Source organism: Thalassovita sp. (assembly GCF_965218685.1).
Classification (GTDB): Bacteria; Pseudomonadota; Alphaproteobacteria; order Rhodobacterales; family Rhodobacteraceae; genus Thalassobius.
This window is the reverse complement of the sequence record NZ_OZ244657.1, coordinates 435,562-452,661: the sequence shown is the minus strand read 5'-3', so window position 1 is coordinate 452,661 and position 17,100 is coordinate 435,562. Positions and strand designations below refer to the sequence as shown.

Annotated in this window: 25 protein-coding genes; 18 read left to right on the top strand and 7 right to left on the bottom strand. The window is 60.4% G+C overall.

Annotation, left to right across the window (positions count from 1 at the left end; translation table 11 throughout):
- The first annotated feature begins 7 nt into the window (after positions 1 to 7).
- A complete protein-coding gene (locus tag ACOQOQ_RS02440) occupies positions 8 to 367 on the top strand; it encodes a hypothetical protein (protein WP_420568564.1) in 360 nt (119 codons plus the stop codon).
- A 3-nt stretch (positions 368 to 370) separates the two neighbouring features.
- On the opposite strand, the gene ACOQOQ_RS02435 is transcribed toward ACOQOQ_RS02440, so the two are convergent.
- On the bottom strand, positions 371 to 1,540 hold the full coding sequence (locus ACOQOQ_RS02435) for a MalY/PatB family protein (RefSeq protein WP_420568563.1): 1,170 nt from the start codon (positions 1,538 to 1,540) through the stop codon (positions 371 to 373).
- A gap of 257 nt (positions 1,541 to 1,797) precedes the next feature.
- On the opposite strand from ACOQOQ_RS02435, the gene def (ACOQOQ_RS02430) reads away from it, so the two are divergent.
- From def (ACOQOQ_RS02430) to ACOQOQ_RS02410, 5 genes are read left to right on the top strand one after another with little or no spacing between them, the layout of a single operon-like run.
- A complete protein-coding gene (def, locus tag ACOQOQ_RS02430; protein ID WP_420568562.1) occupies positions 1,798 to 2,316 on the top strand; it encodes a peptide deformylase in 519 nt (172 codons plus the stop codon).
- Positions 2,313 to 2,807 carry a peptide deformylase gene (def, locus tag ACOQOQ_RS02425; protein WP_420568561.1) on the top strand — a complete coding sequence of 165 codons (495 nt, stop codon included), beginning with the start codon at positions 2,313 to 2,315 and terminating at the stop codon, positions 2,805 to 2,807. The genes def (ACOQOQ_RS02430) and def (ACOQOQ_RS02425) overlap by 4 nt, the downstream gene beginning before the upstream one ends.
- Before the next feature lie 56 nt (positions 2,808 to 2,863).
- Complete coding sequence (gene fmt, locus ACOQOQ_RS02420; RefSeq protein ID WP_420568560.1) at positions 2,864 to 3,769, top strand: methionyl-tRNA formyltransferase; 906 nt, start codon at positions 2,864 to 2,866, stop codon at positions 3,767 to 3,769.
- 12 nt (positions 3,770 to 3,781) lie between these two features.
- Positions 3,782 to 4,018, top strand: a complete 237-nt coding sequence (locus ACOQOQ_RS02415; RefSeq protein ID WP_420568559.1) for a hypothetical protein — start codon at positions 3,782 to 3,784, stop codon at positions 4,016 to 4,018.
- Positions 4,019 to 4,027: 9 nt separating this feature from the next.
- Entirely contained in the window at positions 4,028 to 4,264 is a 237-nt protein-coding gene (locus ACOQOQ_RS02410) for a GlsB/YeaQ/YmgE family stress response membrane protein (protein ID WP_420568558.1), read from the top strand.
- 1 nt (position 4,265) lies between these two features.
- Here ACOQOQ_RS02410 and ACOQOQ_RS02405 read toward each other — a convergent pair whose 3' ends face one another.
- From ACOQOQ_RS02405 to ispH, 5 genes are read right to left on the bottom strand one after another with little or no spacing between them, the layout of a single operon-like run.
- On the bottom strand, positions 4,266 to 4,889 hold the full coding sequence (locus ACOQOQ_RS02405) for a trimeric intracellular cation channel family protein (protein ID WP_420568557.1): 624 nt from the start codon (positions 4,887 to 4,889) through the stop codon (positions 4,266 to 4,268).
- A complete protein-coding gene (gene rnhA, locus ACOQOQ_RS02400; protein WP_420568556.1) occupies positions 4,886 to 5,353 on the bottom strand; it encodes a ribonuclease HI in 468 nt (155 codons plus the stop codon). Before rnhA ends, ACOQOQ_RS02405 begins: the two co-directional genes overlap by 4 nt.
- Complete coding sequence (locus ACOQOQ_RS02395) at positions 5,346 to 5,939, bottom strand: class I SAM-dependent DNA methyltransferase (protein WP_420568555.1); 594 nt, start codon at positions 5,937 to 5,939, stop codon at positions 5,346 to 5,348. Before ACOQOQ_RS02395 ends, rnhA begins: the two co-directional genes overlap by 8 nt.
- Positions 5,936 to 6,379 (bottom strand): DUF3429 domain-containing protein, encoded by a 444-nt coding sequence (locus ACOQOQ_RS02390; protein WP_420568554.1) that lies wholly within the window; start codon positions 6,377 to 6,379, stop codon positions 5,936 to 5,938. The genes ACOQOQ_RS02395 and ACOQOQ_RS02390 overlap by 4 nt, the downstream gene beginning before the upstream one ends.
- A gap of 19 nt (positions 6,380 to 6,398) precedes the next feature.
- On the bottom strand, positions 6,399 to 7,349 hold the full coding sequence (gene ispH / locus ACOQOQ_RS02385; protein ID WP_420568553.1) for a 4-hydroxy-3-methylbut-2-enyl diphosphate reductase: 951 nt from the start codon (positions 7,347 to 7,349) through the stop codon (positions 6,399 to 6,401).
- Between the two features lie 147 nt (positions 7,350 to 7,496).
- On the opposite strand from ispH, the gene ACOQOQ_RS02380 reads away from it, so the two are divergent.
- Complete coding sequence (locus tag ACOQOQ_RS02380; protein WP_420568552.1) at positions 7,497 to 7,931, top strand: c-type cytochrome; 435 nt, start codon at positions 7,497 to 7,499, stop codon at positions 7,929 to 7,931.
- Between the two features lie 27 nt (positions 7,932 to 7,958).
- On the opposite strand, the gene ACOQOQ_RS02375 is transcribed toward ACOQOQ_RS02380, so the two are convergent.
- Complete coding sequence (locus ACOQOQ_RS02375; RefSeq protein WP_420568551.1) at positions 7,959 to 8,525, bottom strand: NYN domain-containing protein; 567 nt, start codon at positions 8,523 to 8,525, stop codon at positions 7,959 to 7,961.
- Between the two features lie 138 nt (positions 8,526 to 8,663).
- On the opposite strand from ACOQOQ_RS02375, the gene folK reads away from it, so the two are divergent.
- From folK to ACOQOQ_RS02320, 11 genes are all read left to right on the top strand, one after another.
- Positions 8,664 to 9,233 (top strand): 2-amino-4-hydroxy-6-hydroxymethyldihydropteridine diphosphokinase, encoded by a 570-nt coding sequence (folK, locus tag ACOQOQ_RS02370; protein ID WP_420568550.1) that lies wholly within the window; start codon positions 8,664 to 8,666, stop codon positions 9,231 to 9,233.
- A 76-nt stretch (positions 9,234 to 9,309) separates the two neighbouring features.
- Positions 9,310 to 9,669, top strand: a complete 360-nt coding sequence (gene rpoZ, locus ACOQOQ_RS02365; RefSeq protein ID WP_420568549.1) for a DNA-directed RNA polymerase subunit omega — start codon at positions 9,310 to 9,312, stop codon at positions 9,667 to 9,669.
- Between the two features lie 30 nt (positions 9,670 to 9,699).
- Positions 9,700 to 11,832, top strand: a complete 2,133-nt coding sequence (locus tag ACOQOQ_RS02360; RefSeq protein WP_420568548.1) for a RelA/SpoT family protein — start codon at positions 9,700 to 9,702, stop codon at positions 11,830 to 11,832.
- Positions 11,833 to 11,846: 14 nt separating this feature from the next.
- Positions 11,847 to 12,509: a DUF2062 domain-containing protein gene (locus tag ACOQOQ_RS02355; RefSeq protein WP_420568547.1), complete on the top strand. Its 663-nt coding sequence runs from the start codon at positions 11,847 to 11,849 to the stop codon at positions 12,507 to 12,509.
- A 43-nt stretch (positions 12,510 to 12,552) separates the two neighbouring features.
- The gene (locus tag ACOQOQ_RS02350) at positions 12,553 to 13,302 is read left to right on the top strand and encodes a pyridoxine 5'-phosphate synthase (protein ID WP_420568546.1); all 750 of its coding nucleotides are present in this window, start codon (positions 12,553 to 12,555) and stop codon (positions 13,300 to 13,302) included.
- On the top strand, positions 13,299 to 13,793 hold the full coding sequence (locus tag ACOQOQ_RS02345; protein WP_420568545.1) for a hypothetical protein: 495 nt from the start codon (positions 13,299 to 13,301) through the stop codon (positions 13,791 to 13,793). The genes ACOQOQ_RS02350 and ACOQOQ_RS02345 overlap by 4 nt, the downstream gene beginning before the upstream one ends.
- Before the next feature lie 23 nt (positions 13,794 to 13,816).
- A complete protein-coding gene (locus tag ACOQOQ_RS02340; protein ID WP_420568544.1) occupies positions 13,817 to 14,233 on the top strand; it encodes an ABZJ_00895 family protein in 417 nt (138 codons plus the stop codon).
- Between the two features lie 3 nt (positions 14,234 to 14,236).
- Complete coding sequence (gene acpS / locus ACOQOQ_RS02335; protein WP_420568543.1) at positions 14,237 to 14,638, top strand: holo-ACP synthase; 402 nt, start codon at positions 14,237 to 14,239, stop codon at positions 14,636 to 14,638.
- A 55-nt stretch (positions 14,639 to 14,693) separates the two neighbouring features.
- Positions 14,694 to 15,524 carry a signal peptidase I gene (lepB, locus tag ACOQOQ_RS02330; protein ID WP_420568542.1) on the top strand — a complete coding sequence of 277 codons (831 nt, stop codon included), beginning with the start codon at positions 14,694 to 14,696 and terminating at the stop codon, positions 15,522 to 15,524.
- Positions 15,521 to 16,210, top strand: a complete 690-nt coding sequence (gene rnc / locus ACOQOQ_RS02325) for a ribonuclease III (RefSeq protein ID WP_420568541.1) — start codon at positions 15,521 to 15,523, stop codon at positions 16,208 to 16,210. Before lepB ends, rnc begins: the two co-directional genes overlap by 4 nt.
- Positions 16,211 to 16,212: 2 nt before the next feature.
- Positions 16,213 to 17,079 (top strand): DMT family transporter, encoded by an 867-nt coding sequence (locus tag ACOQOQ_RS02320; RefSeq protein WP_420568540.1) that lies wholly within the window; start codon positions 16,213 to 16,215, stop codon positions 17,077 to 17,079.
- Positions 17,080 to 17,100: the final 21 nt, after the last annotated feature.

The window sequence follows — 17,100 nt, the reverse complement described above, 5'->3', positions numbered from 1 at the left end:
AGCCACGATGTCTACGTTCATATCCAAAGAGGTTCAGGCCGGCCTGGATGCCGCGCGTCTGCGCAGTCAGAAACGCTCGTCCCGTATGGTGGTCGAGGCAAACGGCCAAGCCTTCCGCATATTGCGGTTCTGGGACACGGGTTTCGCACTCGAGGCCGAGGATGCGCCCAAGCTGCGCGGGTTTGTCGATATCTACGACCGCGGCTTTCACATGTATCAATGCCTGATCGTCGCCTCGGAAGAGGAAAACGGCCAGATGATATTCGAGTTCAAGCGGCTGACGGCCATTCAAGACGTCCCGCCCGTGGATTTCGTCGTGGACGAGCCGCAGACGGCCGGGCTTCTGGAAAGCAAACCGATCGTTTAGGCGTTATTGCAGGTCCGAGAATGCGGCCTGCATCCGCTCGATCGCCTGCTCGACCAGCGCCCGGGGTGTCGCCAGATTGAAGCGCAGGAAATCCTCGCCGCCCGACCCGAAGGTCGGCCCGTGGTTCACCGCGATCTTGGCTTCTTTTTCCACCCGCGCGGTGAATTCCTCGCGCGGCATTCCGGTGCCGGAAAAATCGACCCAGGCCAGATAGGTGGACTCCAGCGGCATGGATTTCAGGCCGGGGATGGCGTTGATCGCAGTGTCGAACAGCTGCTTGTTGCCATCAAGATAGGCGACCAGTTCATCGACCCACGCCGCCCCTTCGGGAGAATAGGCGGCCTCGGCCATGTGCAGCCCAAAAGCGTTGGGTGAAAGACCCAGACCCATCAAGCGGTTCGCAAACTTCCGGCGCAAGGCTGGGTTTTGGATGATCACATTGCCCGAATGGCTGCCTGCGATGTTAAAGGTCTTGGTGGTGGCGGTCATCATGATCAGCCGGTCCTCGATCCCGTCGATCAGCGCCATGGGGGTGTGGGTGGCGCTGGGGAAAACCAGATCGTGGTGGATCTCGTCCGAGACCAGGATCAGGTCGTGACGTTTGGCGAAATCGGCAACGCCCTGCAGTTCGTCCTTGGTCCAGACACGCCCACCCGGGTTATGCGGCGAGCACAGAACCAGCATCCTGGCCGAACCATCCATCTGCGCGTCCCATGCCTCGAAATCCATCTCATAGCGGCCATCATTGTTGCGCAGATCGCATTCGATCACGTGGCGGCCATTGGCGCGGATCACCTTGGCAAAGGCGTGATACACCGGGGTCATCAGGACAACGCTGTCGCCGGGCTGGGTAAAGGTCTCGACACACATCGCGGTGCCGTTGACCAGTCCGTGAGTGGTGAAGATGGCGCTTGGGTCCACCTCCCAGCCGTGGCGGTTTTTCATCCACCAGCAGATAGCCTCCAAATAGCTGCGTTCGTCGCCGTAATAACCGTAGATCCCATGGTCATGCATCCGCTGAACTGCGTCCTGAACGCATTGCGGGGCAGGAAAGTCCATGTCGGCAACCCACATGGGCAGGCCCTCGTCAGCCGGGACATCATAGCGCGCGCTCATCATGTCCCATTTCAGGGAATGGCTGCCAAAACGGTTGATGATGTCATCAAAGCTCATACGAGGTCTCCTTGGTGGTTGGGGCTGCACCCTAGACGGATAAATAGGTTGGGAACAAGGAGGCATCCTTGGTAGGTATTTGCTCTCATAATGCCGAAAAAAATAAAAGGGTGTTCCTAAATATTAGATAAAAATGGGAAAAAGTACCTAAAGAAGATAGCAAAGCAGGAAAAAGTCCCAAATGGATAAGTCTTCCCCTCTGTCATCCGAGACTTTGGCCCATTGCGCGGGGCTTGGCCATATCATAAATGCCCCTCATGAAGTACCCGATCCTGATCCATCCCGACCCCCGGCTCAAGAAAGTCTGCGATCCCGTTGCCGACCTTTCGGACGAGCTGCGCACCCTGGCAGACGACATGCTGGAAACCATGTATGACGCACCGGGCATCGGTTTGGCGGCCCCTCAGATCGGGAAAATGCACCGTCTGATCGTGCTGGATTGCGTTAAGGAAGAGGGCGAAACGCCCCGCCCCCTGATCATGTTCAACCCCGAGATTATTGCGTCCTCGGACGACACCAATGTCTACGAAGAGGGCTGCCTGTCGATCCCCGACCAGTACGCCGAGGTAACGCGCCCGGCGGATGTCTCGGTGCGGTGGATCGACATGAACGGCAATGAGCAGACCGAGGATTTTGGTGGGCTGTGGGCGACCTGCGTGCAGCACGAGATCGACCACCTGAACGGCAAGCTGTTTATTGACTATCTGAAGCCGCTAAAGCGCCAGATGATCACCCGCAAGATGCAGAAGCTGAAACGCGAACGGGCCCGCGCGTGACCGCTCGGGTGTGCATTCCCTGGCCGGACAAGCGGCTGCGCACAGCGGCCGCTGATGTAGCTGAGATTACCGATGAAACCCGCGCGATCTGGAATGACATGATCGACACGATGGAGGCGATGCCCGGTGTTGGTCTGGCTGCTGTCCAGATCGGCGTGATGCAGCGGCTGGCGGTCGTGGACGCGTCCGAGGCCCGTGGTCAGGCCGTACGCATGGCCAATCCTGAAGTGCTTCATGCCAGTGTTCAGCTGCGCCCTCATGAAGAGGCCAGCCCCAACCTGCCGGGTGTGTCTGCCAAGATCGAGCGGCCTCGGGCCGTGACCGTCCGCTTTCTGAACGAAAACGGAGACATCGAAGAGCGCGATTTCGTCGGCCTGTGGGCCACCAGCGTTCAGCATCAGATCGACCACTTGAATGGCAAGATGTATTTCGACCATCTATCCAAGATGAAGCGGGATATGCTGATCCGCAAAGCGCGGAAACTGCGCTAAACTCACGCTGGGACGCCTCCGGCGGGAGTATTAGAAGAGCAAAGAAAGGCAAGCGGATGCGCGTCGTATTCATGGGAACACCAGAGTTTTCGGTTCCGGTGCTGGAGGCGCTGGTCGAGGCCGGGCACGAGATCGCCGCTGTTTATTGCCAGCCGCCGCGTCGGTCTGGGCGCGGTAAGAAAGAACGTCCCACCCCGGTTCATGCCCGTGCTCTTGAAATGGGTTTGGACGTAAGACATCCGGTATCCCTGAAGGGCGTTGAAGAACAGGCCGAGTTCGCCGCCTTGGGTGCTGATGTAGCCGTAGTTGTGGCTTATGGTTTGTTGCTGCCCCAGCCCGTGCTGGATGCGCCCAAATATGGTTGTCTGAACATTCACGCCAGCCTGCTGCCCCGTTGGCGCGGGGCGGCTCCGATTCACCGGGCGATCATGGCCGGGGATGCGCAAACCGGTGTGTGCATCATGCAGATGGAGGCCGGTCTGGACACCGGGCCTGTGCTGTTGCGCAAAACGACGGAAATTGGCACTGAAGAGGTCACCTCGGAGCTGCATGACCGACTGTCTGAAATGGGGGCCGCGCTGATTGTCGAGGCGCTGGAGCGTCTGCCCGAGCTTACTCCGCAAAAGCAACCTGCCGATGGGGTGACCTATGCCCACAAGATCGACAAGGCCGAGGCCGCGATCGACTGGCAGGCGCCTGCAGCCGAGGTGGATCGCAAAATCCGCGGACTTTCGCCCTTTCCCGGTGCGTTCGTCGAGATCGAGGGCGTGCGCATCAAGCTGCTGGGCTCGCGTCTGGTCGAAGGGAATGGCGTGCCCGGTGAAATTCTGGATGACAGGCTGACGGTGGCCTGCGGCTCGGGTGCGGTGCAGCTTTTGCGCTTGCAACGGGCCGGTAAGGGAGCGCAGGATGCCACCGAGTTTCTGCGCGGAATGCCTTTGCCAAAGGGCACGCGCCTTTAATCGGAGAGCTCCATGTTTCCTTCCATGATCGGTACTGTCGTGATTGCCGGGATCGTGGGCTATGCCTCGGAGAGAACCGGGTTTACGCGAAACGGGTACCTGCCCTCGATTATCATCTGCGTGGGTGGGGCGCTGTTGTTCTATTTCGTGCGGATCATGTTCGGGCTGCGGTTCGGCAGCGCTGGCGTGGATGCGATCCTGAGTTCGATCGGGGCGCTGGTTATCGTGCCCACGCGCTTTCGCAAATAGGAGGGAACCATGGGCGTCATCTGGTTGGTTATCATTGGGGCCGCGGCCGGTTTTCTGGCCACCCGGTTGATGAAGCTGGAAATGCAGATCATCCCGACCATCGCCATTGGCATTGCCGGCGCGTTGATCGGCGGGCTGGTCCTGCGGTTTTTGCTGAGCGTGATGGGCGCATTTGCCGGGCTGATCGGGGCGGTCCTGGGCGCGATGCTGCTGATCTGGCTGTGGCAGACCTATATCCAGAAATAGATCACTGTTTGGGCGGGCGGCTTTTATAGACCGGCAGTTGCCAGCCGAACTGCATCGAACCGGCGCGCAGGGCCCAAGTTGTACCTGCGCAGATCATCAGGCTGATCGGGGTCGAAAGGTCCAGCCATTGGGCCAGCACCGCTGCGGCCGATCCGGCGAAGGCGGCGGTGACGTATAGCTCGCCTTGTTTCAGCACCAATGGTACTTCGTTGCAGACCACGTCACGCATCAGGCCCCCGAAGGTGCCGGTGATCATGCCCATGATCATCACAATGGGGGCGGGTTGCCCCTGGCTTAGGGCCAGGCTGACCCCGGCCGGAACGGCCACGGCCAAGGCGATGCTATCCAGCCAAAGTAGCAACCGATAGCGGCTTTCGAACAGGTGAGCGGTGAAGAAAACCAGCAGGGCAGCACAGGCAGCAAGGGCGATATAGGACGGCTGGGCGATCCAGAACAGCGGGTTTCGATCCAGTAGCAAATCGCGCAGAGTGCCTCCGCCCACGGCTGTCAGACACGCGATGAAGGCGAACCCAACAAGGTCCAACTGCGCGCGAGACGCGGCCAAGGCGCCGGTCAGGGCGAACACCGCGACCGAGGCATAATCCAACATCGCAAGCGCGCTCATTGGCTTGCCTTGCTTGGTTTGAAGGGCGCCATGCCGGCGCGGGCCAGCTCGTCCGCGCGTTCGTTCTCGGGGTGGCCGGCGTGGCCTTTGACCCATTCCCAGGTGACCTGATGCCGGGCTTGGGCCTCGTCCAGTCGCTGCCACAGCTCGACGTTTTTCACCGGTTTTCTGGAGGCGGTTTTCCAACCGTTCCGCTTCCACCCGTGGATCCAGCCGGTGACGCCGTTCTTGACGTAGGCGCTGTCGGTCACAACCGTGATAACCGAGGGTTTTGCCAGCGTTTCCAGCGCGTTGATCGCGGCCAAAAGTTCCATCTGGTTGTTTGTGGTCTCGGCCGCACCGCCCGAAAGCTCGCGTTCTTTGACGATGGAGTCGCCGTCCATCGCGCGCAGCAGAACGCCCCAGCCACCGGGGCCGGGATTACCAGAGCAAGCTCCGTCGGTATAAGCATATAGTTCAGGCATGGGAGGCCACCGATATCCAATCAGACAAGCTGCCGTCCAGCCCTTTATCGCGTCCGGGCGTGATTTTCGTGACGGTGAAGCCCGCGTCCTCCAGCAGCGCCCGCATTTCGCAGGGTTGATAGTAGGTATAAAAACGCCCCAGCCGGTCACGCGCCTCGCCCGTGCCGGTTTTCACGGTCATGTGGAACTGTCCGCCGGGTTTCAGCGCTGAGTGGATACGGGCCAAGTGGCCGGGCATGTCTGCGCGCGGGGCGTGCAGTAAGCTGAAGTTGGCCCAGACGCCGTCATAATGTTCCCGCGCATCCAGATCAGCAAAGCTTGCCTGCCGGGCGCTGACGCCTGGTTGCTGGTTGGCCAAAGCCACCATCTGCTCCGAGGCATCGGTGGCATCCACCGTCAGCCCCTTTGCCTCCATGGCTGCTGCGAACAACCCCGGACCGCAGCCCAGATCCAGAACATGCGCATCAGAGGGCAGGGCGGCGATAAAGGCTTGCAGTAGCGGCGTTTCGATATGGTCCGCTGTGACCGAGGCATACTCGCCCGCGCGTTCGTCATAGATCTGGATGGTACGAGGATCCGAGCTCATGAGGTGGCCGTGATCAGAAGGCAGGCAACGACGACGATACTCAGCGGGATACGCAGGGCCATCCACCAATCTGGCGCCAGCCGGTGACGCACGAAATAGGCGTCCACCAGCAAGATTGCCAGAAAGCCGATTGCAAGGTTAAGCGCGGCGGTGACGTGGCCTCCGCCCGTGGAATAGAACGCCCAAAAGGCCGGCGGGACGGACAAAAGATACCCCAGTGGCCGGTCCGATTTTGTGGCAAAGCCCCACAGGATGCCCGACATGAAGGCCAGGATCACCGCGCCGTAGAAGACACCGATATATGGTCCAGTGAAGCGGGCACCCAGGGCCTGAATGCTCCAGACGGCAAGGGAGTCAAAGGTGACGGTCAGGGCGCTCCAAAGGAATGGGAGCAACCCGGCAAGGCCGATCAGTAGGGGCGTGCGTGGGATCTGGATCATTGCGTGGCCTATGGGTGGTTCAGGCAGTTTCACGCAGAACGCGGGGGACCTTGAACTCGATGTTTTCCTGCGCGGTTTCCACGATCTCGACCTGTGCATCAAAGCGGGCGCGGAATGCATCGACAACCTCAGAGATCAGAACCTCGGGGGCCGAGGCGCCAGCCGTGATGCCGATCGACCGGATGCCTTCAAGCGCGCGCCAGTCGATATCCGTGGCGCGCTGCACCAGTTGGGCATAGTCGCAGCCATTGCGCGAGGCGACCTCGACCAGACGGCGCGAGTTGGACGAGTTCGGCGCCCCCACGACCAACAGCGCGTCCGAGCGCGGAGCAATCGCCTTGACCGCAGCTTGCCGGTTTGTCGTGGCATAGCAGATGTCCTCTTTATGAGGGCCAACGATCTGGGGAAAGCGCGCATTAAGGGCCGCGATGATGTCGATCGTATCGTCCACCGACAGTGTGGTCTGCGTCACGAACGCCAGCTTGGACGGATCGCGCACGGCAACGCTGGCGACGTCCTCGACGGTTTCGACCAGCAGCACCTCTCCTTCCGGCAGCTGACCCATGGTGCCGATGGTTTCGGGGTGGCCTGCGTGTCCGATCATGATGATCTGTAGCCCGTTTTCAAAGTGCCGCTCGGCCTCGATATGCACTTTCGAGACAAGCGGACAGGTGGCATCCACATAGACCATCTGGCGCGCCGAGGCGGCCGCGGGCACCGATTTGGGCACCCCATGGGCCGAGAAAATCACCGGGCGGTCGTCGGGGCAATCCTCAAGCTCTTCCACGAAGACGGCGCCTTGGTCGCGCAGGCTGTCGACCACGTATTTGTTATGCACGATCTCGTGGCGGACATAGACGGGCGCCCCCCATTTCTGGATCGCCATTTCGACGATCTTGATGGCGCGGTCAACGCCTGCACAGAACCCGCGCGGGGCAGCAAGATAGATGGTCAACGGTTGTTTGGTCATGCGGGCTCTCCTGTGGGGTCAGAGGTAAGGCCTTAACCCCCAAGCGTCCAGCCCCTTGGGCGCAATGGAACACGCAACCGTGAGCAGCGGCGGTGTTGATCGTCGCCGGGTGATCTGATGCAATGGAACCGAAGGACAGGAGGGGTCATGCGCAAAGCGTTCTATTCTCTGGCAGCGGTTTTGGCGGCTGGCAATGTTCAGGCCGAAGGGTTCGTGCCTTATGACAACCCCTCCGCTGTGCGTGCCGGCCAGCAGATATATGCCGAGAATTGCGCCAGTTGCCACGGGGCGAACCTGGAAGGCGAGCCGAACTGGCGCGACCGCGACGCCGAGGGCTATCTGCCCGCGCCGCCGCATGATGCCTCGGGGCATACATGGCACCATCCGGACCGGATTTTGTTCCTGACCACGAAATACGGGACCGAGGCGATGGTTGGCGGTGGCTACAGGTCGCGCATGGCCGGGTACGAGGACATCCTGTCGGATGGGGACATACTGGCTGTGCTGGCTTTCATTAAAAGCACGTGGCCCGCAGCGGTGATCCGACGGCATGACATGATCAATGCGCAGGCGGATCAGTGACAGGCGGCGGGCCCGACCCGTAAGGTGTCACGACGAATAGACGGTCTCGCGCTCCAAGGGGACTTCGCGCGGGGGGCGCCCGATGACCTCTTTCAGCTCGTCCAGTTCGATGAAGTTGTCGGCCTGACGGCGCAGTTCGTCTGCAATCATTGGCGGTTGGCTGCGAATGGTCGACACGACCGACACGCGCACACCCTGACGTTGCAGCGATTCCACCAGCGGACGGAAATCCCCATCGCCCGAGAACAGCACAACGTGATCAACACGCGGGGCCAGCTCCATCGCGTCGACGGTCAGCTCGATGTCCATGTTGCCTTTGACCTTCCGGCGGCCCTGGCTGTCGGTGTATTCCTTGGCCGGCTTGGTCACCATGGTGAAGCCGTTGTAGTGCAGCCAGTCGACCAGCGGCCGGATGGGCGAGTATTCGTCGTTTTCCAGCAGGGCAGTATAATAAAAGGCCCTAAGCAGTTTCCCGCGGCGCATGAATTCCTGGCGAAGCAACTTATAATCAATGTCAAAGCCAAGAGCTTTGGCCGCAGCATATAAATTTGATCCGTCGATGAACAGCGCCAGCCGTTCGTCTTTGTAGAACATAAAAATCCTTCCCAATTTTTTAATGCGCGCCGACTGTCCGTGAGTGAGTGAGTGAAAAAATCAGGCGCGACTAGTTTCAGAATTATGTTTATCAGAAACAGTTAGCAAGTGGGTTACTACGCTCGAAAGGATAGGGTCTTGCAGAATACCGATCAAGTCGTCGTGCTTGCCTTAGGATCGAATCAGTCTCTGGACGGTCAGGGGCCAGAGCAGCTGTTGCGACTTGCCTTAGCGAAAATTTCGGCAAGCGGAGTGCGGGTGCTTAGAACCAGCCGGTTCTACGAAACACCCTGTTTTCCCGCCGGGGCGGGGCCTGACTATGTGAATGCGGTGGTGGTTGTGGACACGCGGCAAGAGCCCGGCCCATTGCTGGAGCTGCTGCACAAGGTCGAGGCCAACCTGGGCCGTCAGCGCGACCGGCGTTGGGGCGCGCGGACGGTGGATATCGATCTTATCGCCCACGGACAAAGGGTTTTGCCCGACGTGGCTGTTTTCCGCACCTGGCTGGAGCTGCCGCTTGACCGACAGCAAACCGAGGCCCCACAGCAACTGATCCTGCCGCACCCCAGGTTACAGGACCGGGCCTTTGTGCTGGTGCCGATGCTGGACGTCGCGCCGGACTGGTCTCATCCCGTTCTGAACCAGACCACCCGGCAGTTGTGCGAGAGCTTGCCGAAAATTGCGCGAGACGAGGTAAAACCGATTTGAAATTTGGGTTGTCAATCCCTTATTTTGAGCCTAGAAAGCGCCTTTCATACTCTCACCCCTCTGATTGGAGTGCCCGATGGCCCGCGTTACCGTTGAAGATTGCGTAGACAAGGTTCCGAACCGCTTCGAGCTGGTTATGCTCGCTGCTCACCGCGCACGTGAAGTGTCGGCCGGTGCCCCGATCACCGTGGACCGTGACAACGACAAGAACCCCGTTGTTGCCCTGCGCGAGATTGCCGAGGAAACCCAATCGGCCGACGAGCTGCGCGAGCGCCTGATCGAGAGCAACCAGACCCAGATCGAGGTCGACATGCCCGAGGATGACAACATGGCCCTGCTGATGGGCGGTGGTGAACCCGAGGACAAACCGGCCGCGGACGACATGTCCGAAGAAATGCTGCTGCGTCAGTTGATGGAAGCTCAAGGGCAGGGCTAAGCCTGCCCCTAGCCACGGAAAGCGGGTTTTATGATCGCGGTTGATGACCTGATCGCTCTGGTCCGCAATTACAATCCGAACACGAACGAAGACCTGCTGCGGCGGGCCTATGACTTTGGGCTGCAGATGCACGAGGGGCAGTATCGCCACTCGGGCGAGCCCTATTTCACCCATCCCGTCGCCGTTGCCGCCATCCTGACCGAACAGCGTCTGGACGATGCCACCATCGTCACCGCGTTGCTGCACGACACGATCGAGGATACCAAGGCCAACTATTCCCAGGTCGAAAAGCTGTTTGGCACCGATGTGGCCGAGCTGGTCGACGGCGTTACCAAGCTGACCAACCTGCAGCTGTCCAGCAGCGAAACCAAGCAGGCCGAGAACTTCCGCAAGCTGTTCATGGCGATGTCCAAGGATCTGCGGGTTATTCTGGTCAAGCTGGCCGACCGTTTGCACAACATGCGCACGATCAACGCCATGCGACCTGAAAAGCAGGTCGTCAAAGCGCGCGAGACCATGGACATCTTTGCCCCCCTTGCCGGACGGATGGGGATGCAATGGATGCGCGAAGAGCTGGAGGATCTGGCCTTCAAGGTGCTTAACCCCGAGGGCCGCGCCAGCATCATGCGCCGCTTCGTGATGCTGCAAAAAGAAACCGGGGACGTGATCCATCGCATCACCGGCGACATGCGTCACGAGCTGGAAGAGGCCGGGATCGAAGCTCAGGTCTTTGGGCGTGCCAAGAAACCCTACTCGATCTGGCGCAAGATGCAGGAAAAGGACATGGGCTTTAGCCGCTTGTCCGACATCTATGGCTTTCGGGTTATCACCGACACGGAAATGGATTGCTATCGCGCACTGGGCGTGATCCATCAGCGCTGGCGCGCCGTACCGGGCCGGTTCAAGGATTACATCAGCCAGCCCAAATCGAACGGGTACCGATCGATCCATACCTCGGTTTCGGGCCGTGATGGCAAACGGGTCGAGGTGCAAATCCGCACCCGGCAGATGCATGATGTGGCCGAAACCGGTGTGGCCGCGCACTGGTCCTATCGTGACGGTGTGCGCAGCCAGAACCCCTTTGCCGTGGACCCGGCCAAGTGGATCGCAAACCTGTCCGAACAGATGATCGTTGAAGAAGACCATGACGAGTTCATGGAAGCGGTCAAGCTGGAGATGTATACCGATAAGGTGTTCTGCTTCACCCCCAAGGGCGAGGTGGTCAAGCTGCCTAAGGGCGCGACGCCGATCGATTTCGCCTATGCCATCCACACCAGGATCGGCAACGCCTGCGTAGGCGCCAAGGTGGATGGGATGCGCGTGCCGCTGTGGACCCGCGTGAAGAACGGCCAATCGGTCGAGATCATTACCGCCGAAGGCCAGACGCCGCAAAGCACCTGGCTGGAAATCGCGACAACCGGCAAGGCCAAGGCCGCCATTCGCAGGGCCTTGCGCGCTGTGGACCGCGAACGGTTTATCAAGCTGGGCCGGGAACTGGCGCGCTCGGCCTTTGAACATGTCGGCAAGAAATCAACCGACAAGGCGCTGGACACTGCCGCGCGGCATTTGCGCATCGACGGCCGTGACGAGCTGCTGGCCCGCCTTGGAAGCGCCGAGCTGACAGCCCGCGAAGTGATACATGCCGTCTATCCCGAGCTTAGCTCGGTTGAGGGCGACGTGGTTGAACCCAAACGCGCTGTTGTTGGTCTGTCTTCGGACCAGCGGTTTGACCTGGCGCCGTGCTGCCAGCCGCTGCCCGGCGAGCGGATCGTTGGCATTACCTATCGCGGCAAGGGTGTCGTGGTGCACGCAATCGATTGCGAGGCGCTTGCCTCGTACGAGGATCAGCCCGAACGCTGGATGGACCTGCATTGGCACGCTGGACAGCACCCGCCAGTGCATCCGGTCTCGCTTGAGCTGACGATCGGCAATGATGCGGGTGTACTGGGGCGTATTTGCACATTGATCGGAGAGCAGAAGGCCAATATCTCGAATTTGCAATTCGCCGACCGCAAGCCCGATTTCTTCCGCCTGATCATGGATATCGAGCTGCGCGACGCAGAACATTTGCACTCGGTAATGTCGGCCCTTGAGGCAGAAGGGGACGTGGCGGCCGTAGCGCGTCATCGTGATCCCACTCGGTTGAGCGGGTATTCAGGGTAAGGAAGGAACCTTTCGTGGTTTTCAAACGCAGGGACAGAAGGCCGATCTGGCAGATCGTGTTCGAATTCTTCTGGCCCCGCGGGGGATGGGGGCGCGCCGCCCAATACGTCCAACACCGCCTGCGCCGCCTGCCCGATTCGCCTGAAAAGATCGCTCGCGGTCTGTTCGCCGGGGTCCTTACCACCTTTACGCCTTTCTTCGGGATGCATTTCGTCGTGGCGGCTACGCTGGCCTTTATCGTGCGCGGCAACATCCTGGCGGCGCTTTTGGGCACCTTTTTCGGTAATCCGCTGACCTATGTGCCCATTGGCGTGATCAGCATGAAGACGGGCTATTTCCTGCTGGGACGCGGCAATGGGGACGATGACGAGGTACACCGCTCGCTTGCTGGCAAGTTCGTGGACGCGGGCGAGAACCTCAAGGACAACGCGCTGGCCCTGTTCAACGGGCAAGAGGTCGAATGGCATAACCTGCTTGTCTTTTATGACGAGGTGTTCTTTCCCTTCATGATCGGCGGCATCATCCCCGGCACCATCGCGGGACTGGTTGCTTATTACATTAGCGTGCCGCTGATCCGGGCCTATCAGAAGCGCCGCAAGGGGGCTCTGAAGGCAAAACTTGCTGCCCTGAAGAAAAAAGCGCATCTGGCGGCTGACGACAGCAAAAAACCGGACTAGGGTCTGCCCCGCGGGGTCTTGCGAAAGAGTGAAGGAGAAGGCGATGGAGCCTTTGGGAAAACTGCGTCTGGGTGTGAACATCGACCATGTCGCCACGGTGCGGAATGCACGAGGTGGGGCGTATCCGGACCCGCTGCGGGCGGCCAAGCTGGCCGAAGAGGCAGGGGCGGATGGCATCACGGCGCATTTGCGCGAAGACCGCCGGCACATTTCGGACGCGGATATTGATGGGCTGATGGAGGTCCTGACCGTGCCGCTGAACTTTGAAATGGCCGCGACCGACGAGATGCAGAGAATCGCGCTGCGTCACAAACCACATGCGGTCTGTATCGTTCCTGAAAAACGCGAAGAACGCACCACAGAAGGCGGGCTGGAAGTCGCGCGCGATGAAAACCGTTTGGCGCATTATATTGCGCCCTTGCGCGAGGCGGGGTGCCGAGTATCGATTTTCATCGCCGCTGATAGAAAGCAGATCGAAGCCGCCGCGCGCATCGGGGCCCAGGTGATCGAATTGCACACCGGTGCCTATTGCGACGCCCATGCCGAAGGTCGTTTCGATGAACGCGATGCCGAGCTTGAGGCCCTGCGCGAAATGTCGGCCTATGCGCATTCGCTGGGGCTCGAGGTCCATGCGGGCCATGGCCTGACTTATGACACTGTCGCGCCCATCGCGGCCTTTCCCGAGGTGATGGAGCTGAACATCGGCCATTTCATCATTGGCGAATCCATCTTTCGCGGGCTCACGCCTGCTATCCACGAAATGCGCCGCCTGATGGACGAGGCTCGCGCATGAAGTGGCTGATCACGGCAATCGCAATGCTGGCCAGCACCGCCAGCGCGGAAACCTATGCGCCCTATCCGGCGGAAACATGGGTTTTCAAGGTCGAATTTCGCCGCTTTCGGGACATCCCTCAATGCGCCGAGGAAAAAGGCCGGGGTCATCTGACCAAGCAGACCGGGGGTGGCCGCGCGACCTATGTTTTGACAGGGTTTCCGCAGGCGCGCCGACTGGTGTGTAAACTGTCCAATGGCCAGTCGTTCATCGTGGACGCCTGGCACCTGTTCGACATCCCCGAAGACGGATGGAAGGGCCCGGTCGAGATGATGAAGCGTGGCGACATCCGCGAGATCACCGCGCGGGCCACCTACAAGAAAAAGGCCCATATGGTTGATGGCTACATTGACTTTGAGACCTACAAGGGGCGCTATCGCGAAAACGCCTTCTGGTCCGAAATCCACTATGCCTTGGAACCTTACCCCAGAAAGGTCGGGCGCTGGAAATAGCCGCCCGAACCCAGGAGAAACCCATGAATATCATTCGCTATACCATCGTTTTTCTGGGCGTCAGCGTCGGGCTTTGGTTCCTGACGCTGATGGTCGTCCAGCTGTTTGACTTTGACATCTCGAACGGGGGCATGGTGCTGCTGCCGCCCTTGGTTGCCGCGATGATTGAAGGGAACAAATATGCCCGCAAAACCCGCCAGATGCCCGAAAGCGGTCAGATGTGGCGATTTGCGCGGACTGCAGCTCTGGTCGTGCTGGCCATCACCATGATCTTTACTGTTGTGCTGACCTTCGTGGTGCCGCAACTGCAAGCGATGATGGCGCAGCCCCTTGGCGCCGGGATGCTGATGGGCGCGGTGCTGCTGCAGGCGGTGATTGCCTTCCTGACCACTCGGTTTTTCCTGGGGATGGGCGCCAAATCGGGTCTGAACGGGCGCTGAAACATGATCCTGGGCATCGGCACTGATCTGGCCAATATCGAGCGGATCTCAGGCACGCTGGAGCGTTTCGGGGACCGCTTCCGCAACCGTGTCTTCACCGAGGTCGAACAGCGCAAGGCCGAACGGCGCAAGGACATTGCCGGGACCTATGCCAAACGTTGGGCCGCGAAAGAGGCGTGCTCCAAGGCGCTGGGCACGGGTCTGCGCATGGGGATCAGCTGGAAGGACATGGCCGTCAGCAATCTGCGTACCGGTCAACCGGTGATGGAGGTTACGGGCTGGGCCCTCGAGCGGCTGAACGAAATGACCCCCGAGGGTCACGAGGCCATCATTCACGTCACTTTGACCGATGATCACCCTTGGGCGCAGGCCTTTGTCGTGATCGAGGCGCGCCCGCTACCTTGACACCTTTGGCGCAGCCCCGCATGTAGCCAGCAACAGATTTTCAGGAGTTTGCCCGATGGCGAAGAAGGAAAAGAAAGACAGCGGTTTGGTCGAGACCATTAAGACCGTTGTCTACGCTCTGCTGATTGCGGGCGTGTTCCGTACCGTGTTTTTCCAACCGTTCTGGATTCCGTCCGGTTCGATGAAGGACACGCTGCTGATCGGGGATTTCCTGTTCGTGAACAAGATGGTCTATGGCTACTCCTATGCTTCGTGCCCCAGCATCCGCGCGTTCGGGCTGGACATCGATGCCAAGGACATCTGCGGTTTCCTGGATGGTGACAACAAGCGGTTCCTGGGCAGCGAGCCCGAGCGTGGCGATGTGATCGTATTCCGCCACCCGGTGACCGGCGCGGATTACGTCAAACGCCTGATCGGCCTGCCAGGGGATACCGTGCAGATGAAGGCGGGGCGGCTCTATCTGAACGGCAAGGCGGTCGAGGTGAAGGATGACGGCGTGTTTGAAGAGGTCGCCGACGCGCAAGGCCCGCAACGCCTGCGCCCGCGCTGCGAAAACGGCCCCGTGGGCACCGGCGGCGTCTGTCAGAAGTCGCGCCAGATCGAAACGCTGCCCAACGGCGTCTCGCATGCGATCCTAAACATCACCGATCAGCAGTCTGACCACACCGGCGTTTATACTGTTCCCGAAGGGCATTTCTTCTTCATGGGGGATAACCGCGATAACTCGACCGACAGCCGCGTGCCGCAGGCCGTGGGTGGGGTGGGCTTTGTGCCGCTGGAAAATCTGATTGGCCGCGCGGATCGCATCATGTTCTCGTCTGCGGGCAGCTCGCTGTTCTCGGTCTGGGCATGGCGTGGGGATCGCTTCTTTGTGGGGGTCGAGTGAGGCTTTCGGCGGAATTAAAGGCCTTTGAGGGCCGGATCGGGCACACATTCGGACGGCCCGAACTGCTGGTGCGCGCGCTGACCCATTCGTCGGTGTCTTCGCCCACACGGCAGGACAACCAACGGCTGGAGTTTCTGGGCGACCGGGTTCTGGGCCTTGTCATGGCCGAGGCATTGCTGGCGCGGGACAAATCCGCATCCGAGGGGAAGCTGGCCCCGCAATTCAACACCCTTGTCCGCAAAGAGGCCTGCGCTGATGTAGCCCGCCAGATCGATCTGGGGGCTGTGCTGCGGTTGGGCCGGTCGGAAATGATGTCAGGCGGACGCCGCAAGCAGGCCTTGCTTGGCGACGCCATGGAAGCTCTTATCGCTGCGGTCTATCTGGATGCCGGGTTTGAAACTGCGCGGGACATGGTACTGCGGCTGTGGGGCAATCGCGTGGACACGGTCAAGGCCGATGCCCGCGATGCCAAGACCAGCCTTCAGGAATGGGCGCAGGCGCGTGGTCAGCAGCCTCCCACGTATTCTGAAAAGCACCGCAGCGGCCCCGATCATGCGCCGGTGTTCACCGTCTCGGTGACCCTGCAATCGGGCGAGCAAGCCGAGGCGACCGCCAGCTCGAAACGACAGGCCGAACAGGCGGCAGCGCAAGAGCTGCTCTCGCAAATCACCGCAAACGGAAAATAGCCATGGGCCGCGACAACCTGCGTGGCGCCGCGTTCATGGTTTTGGCCATGGGCGCCTTTGCGCTTGAAGATATGCTGTATAAATCGGCCACGCAGACCTATCCCGCGGGGCAGGCGCTGGTGCTTTTCGGAACCTTCGGGCTGGTGATTTTCGTGGCCATGTCCGTGCGCCAGCACGAGGCGATCCTGCATCCGGCCATCCTGACCCGTCCATTGCTACTGCGCACCGTGTTCGAGCTGGGCGGGCGACTGTTCTTTGCCCTTGCGTTGGCGCTGACGCCTTTGGCCAGCACGTCTTCTATTCTGCAAGCCGCGCCCCTGGTCGTGGCTTTGGGCGGGGTGTTGATCTTTCACGAGCCTGTCGGCTGGCGGCGCTGGCTGGCCATGCTGGTGGGCTTTGCGGGCGTTCTTCTGATCCTGCGCCCGACCCCCGCCAGTTTCGAGCCTTATTCGATCTTTGCGCTGTTGGGTATGATCGGGTTTGCGGGACGTGACCTGGCCACGCGCGCCAGTCCACCCAGCATGTCCACCGCACAGCTTGGTACGCTTGGTTTCGCTGTTATGGTCCTTGCCGGGGTGATCCTGATGGGATCTCGCGCCGAACAGCTGCAAGCCCCACCGTCAGAGGCCGTCTATTTGCTGATCGGCACGTCGGTGGTCGGCGTTCTAGCGTATGGCGCGCTGACGCGGGCGATGCGCATCGGGGAAATCGGCTTTGTTGCACCGTTTCGGTACTCGCGTCTGGTATTCGCCCTGATTCTGGCCGTGGTGATCTTTGAAGAGCGTCCCGACGGCTTGACGCTGCTGGGCGGGGCAGTGATCGTGGCAAGCGGGCTGTATTCTCTGCGCCGTCAAAGCAAAGCGGGCTAGCGGTGGCCGATGTTTTGCGCT

What these genes read in the sequence shown, in the direction of transcription:
- ACOQOQ_RS02415 (WP_420568559.1), top strand. Translation starts at nt 3,782, where the DNA reads ATGTTTCCTTCCATGATCGGTACTGTCGTGATTGCCGGGATCGTGGGC.
- ACOQOQ_RS02440 (WP_420568564.1), top strand. Translation starts at nt 8, where the DNA reads ATGTCTACGTTCATATCCAAAGAGGTTCAGGCCGGCCTGGATGCCGCG.
- ACOQOQ_RS02350 (WP_420568546.1), top strand. Translation starts at nt 12,553, where the DNA reads ATGGAGCCTTTGGGAAAACTGCGTCTGGGTGTGAACATCGACCATGTC.
- lepB (WP_420568542.1), top strand. Translation starts at nt 14,694, where the DNA reads ATGGCGAAGAAGGAAAAGAAAGACAGCGGTTTGGTCGAGACCATTAAG.
- ACOQOQ_RS02405 (WP_420568557.1), bottom strand. Translation starts at nt 4,889, where the DNA reads ATGAGCGCGCTTGCGATGTTGGATTATGCCTCGGTCGCGGTGTTCGCC.
- def (WP_420568562.1), top strand. Translation starts at nt 1,798, where the DNA reads ATGAAGTACCCGATCCTGATCCATCCCGACCCCCGGCTCAAGAAAGTC.
- rnhA (WP_420568556.1), bottom strand. Translation starts at nt 5,353, where the DNA reads ATGCCTGAACTATATGCTTATACCGACGGAGCTTGCTCTGGTAATCCC.
- rpoZ (WP_420568549.1), top strand. Translation starts at nt 9,310, where the DNA reads ATGGCCCGCGTTACCGTTGAAGATTGCGTAGACAAGGTTCCGAACCGC.
- ACOQOQ_RS02395 (WP_420568555.1), bottom strand. Translation starts at nt 5,939, where the DNA reads ATGAGCTCGGATCCTCGTACCATCCAGATCTATGACGAACGCGCGGGC.
- fmt (WP_420568560.1), top strand. Translation starts at nt 2,864, where the DNA reads ATGCGCGTCGTATTCATGGGAACACCAGAGTTTTCGGTTCCGGTGCTG.
- ACOQOQ_RS02390 (WP_420568554.1), bottom strand. Translation starts at nt 6,379, where the DNA reads ATGATCCAGATCCCACGCACGCCCCTACTGATCGGCCTTGCCGGGTTG.
- ACOQOQ_RS02380 (WP_420568552.1), top strand. Translation starts at nt 7,497, where the DNA reads ATGCGCAAAGCGTTCTATTCTCTGGCAGCGGTTTTGGCGGCTGGCAAT.
- ACOQOQ_RS02345 (WP_420568545.1), top strand. Translation starts at nt 13,299, where the DNA reads ATGAAGTGGCTGATCACGGCAATCGCAATGCTGGCCAGCACCGCCAGC.
- ACOQOQ_RS02340 (WP_420568544.1), top strand. Translation starts at nt 13,817, where the DNA reads ATGAATATCATTCGCTATACCATCGTTTTTCTGGGCGTCAGCGTCGGG.
- ispH (WP_420568553.1), bottom strand. Translation starts at nt 7,349, where the DNA reads ATGACCAAACAACCGTTGACCATCTATCTTGCTGCCCCGCGCGGGTTC.
- ACOQOQ_RS02435 (WP_420568563.1), bottom strand. Translation starts at nt 1,540, where the DNA reads ATGAGCTTTGATGACATCATCAACCGTTTTGGCAGCCATTCCCTGAAA.
- ACOQOQ_RS02375 (WP_420568551.1), bottom strand. Translation starts at nt 8,525, where the DNA reads ATGTTCTACAAAGACGAACGGCTGGCGCTGTTCATCGACGGATCAAAT.
- ACOQOQ_RS02410 (WP_420568558.1), top strand. Translation starts at nt 4,028, where the DNA reads ATGGGCGTCATCTGGTTGGTTATCATTGGGGCCGCGGCCGGTTTTCTG.
- acpS (WP_420568543.1), top strand. Translation starts at nt 14,237, where the DNA reads ATGATCCTGGGCATCGGCACTGATCTGGCCAATATCGAGCGGATCTCA.
- ACOQOQ_RS02360 (WP_420568548.1), top strand. Translation starts at nt 9,700, where the DNA reads ATGATCGCGGTTGATGACCTGATCGCTCTGGTCCGCAATTACAATCCG.
- ACOQOQ_RS02320 (WP_420568540.1), top strand. Translation starts at nt 16,213, where the DNA reads ATGGGCCGCGACAACCTGCGTGGCGCCGCGTTCATGGTTTTGGCCATG.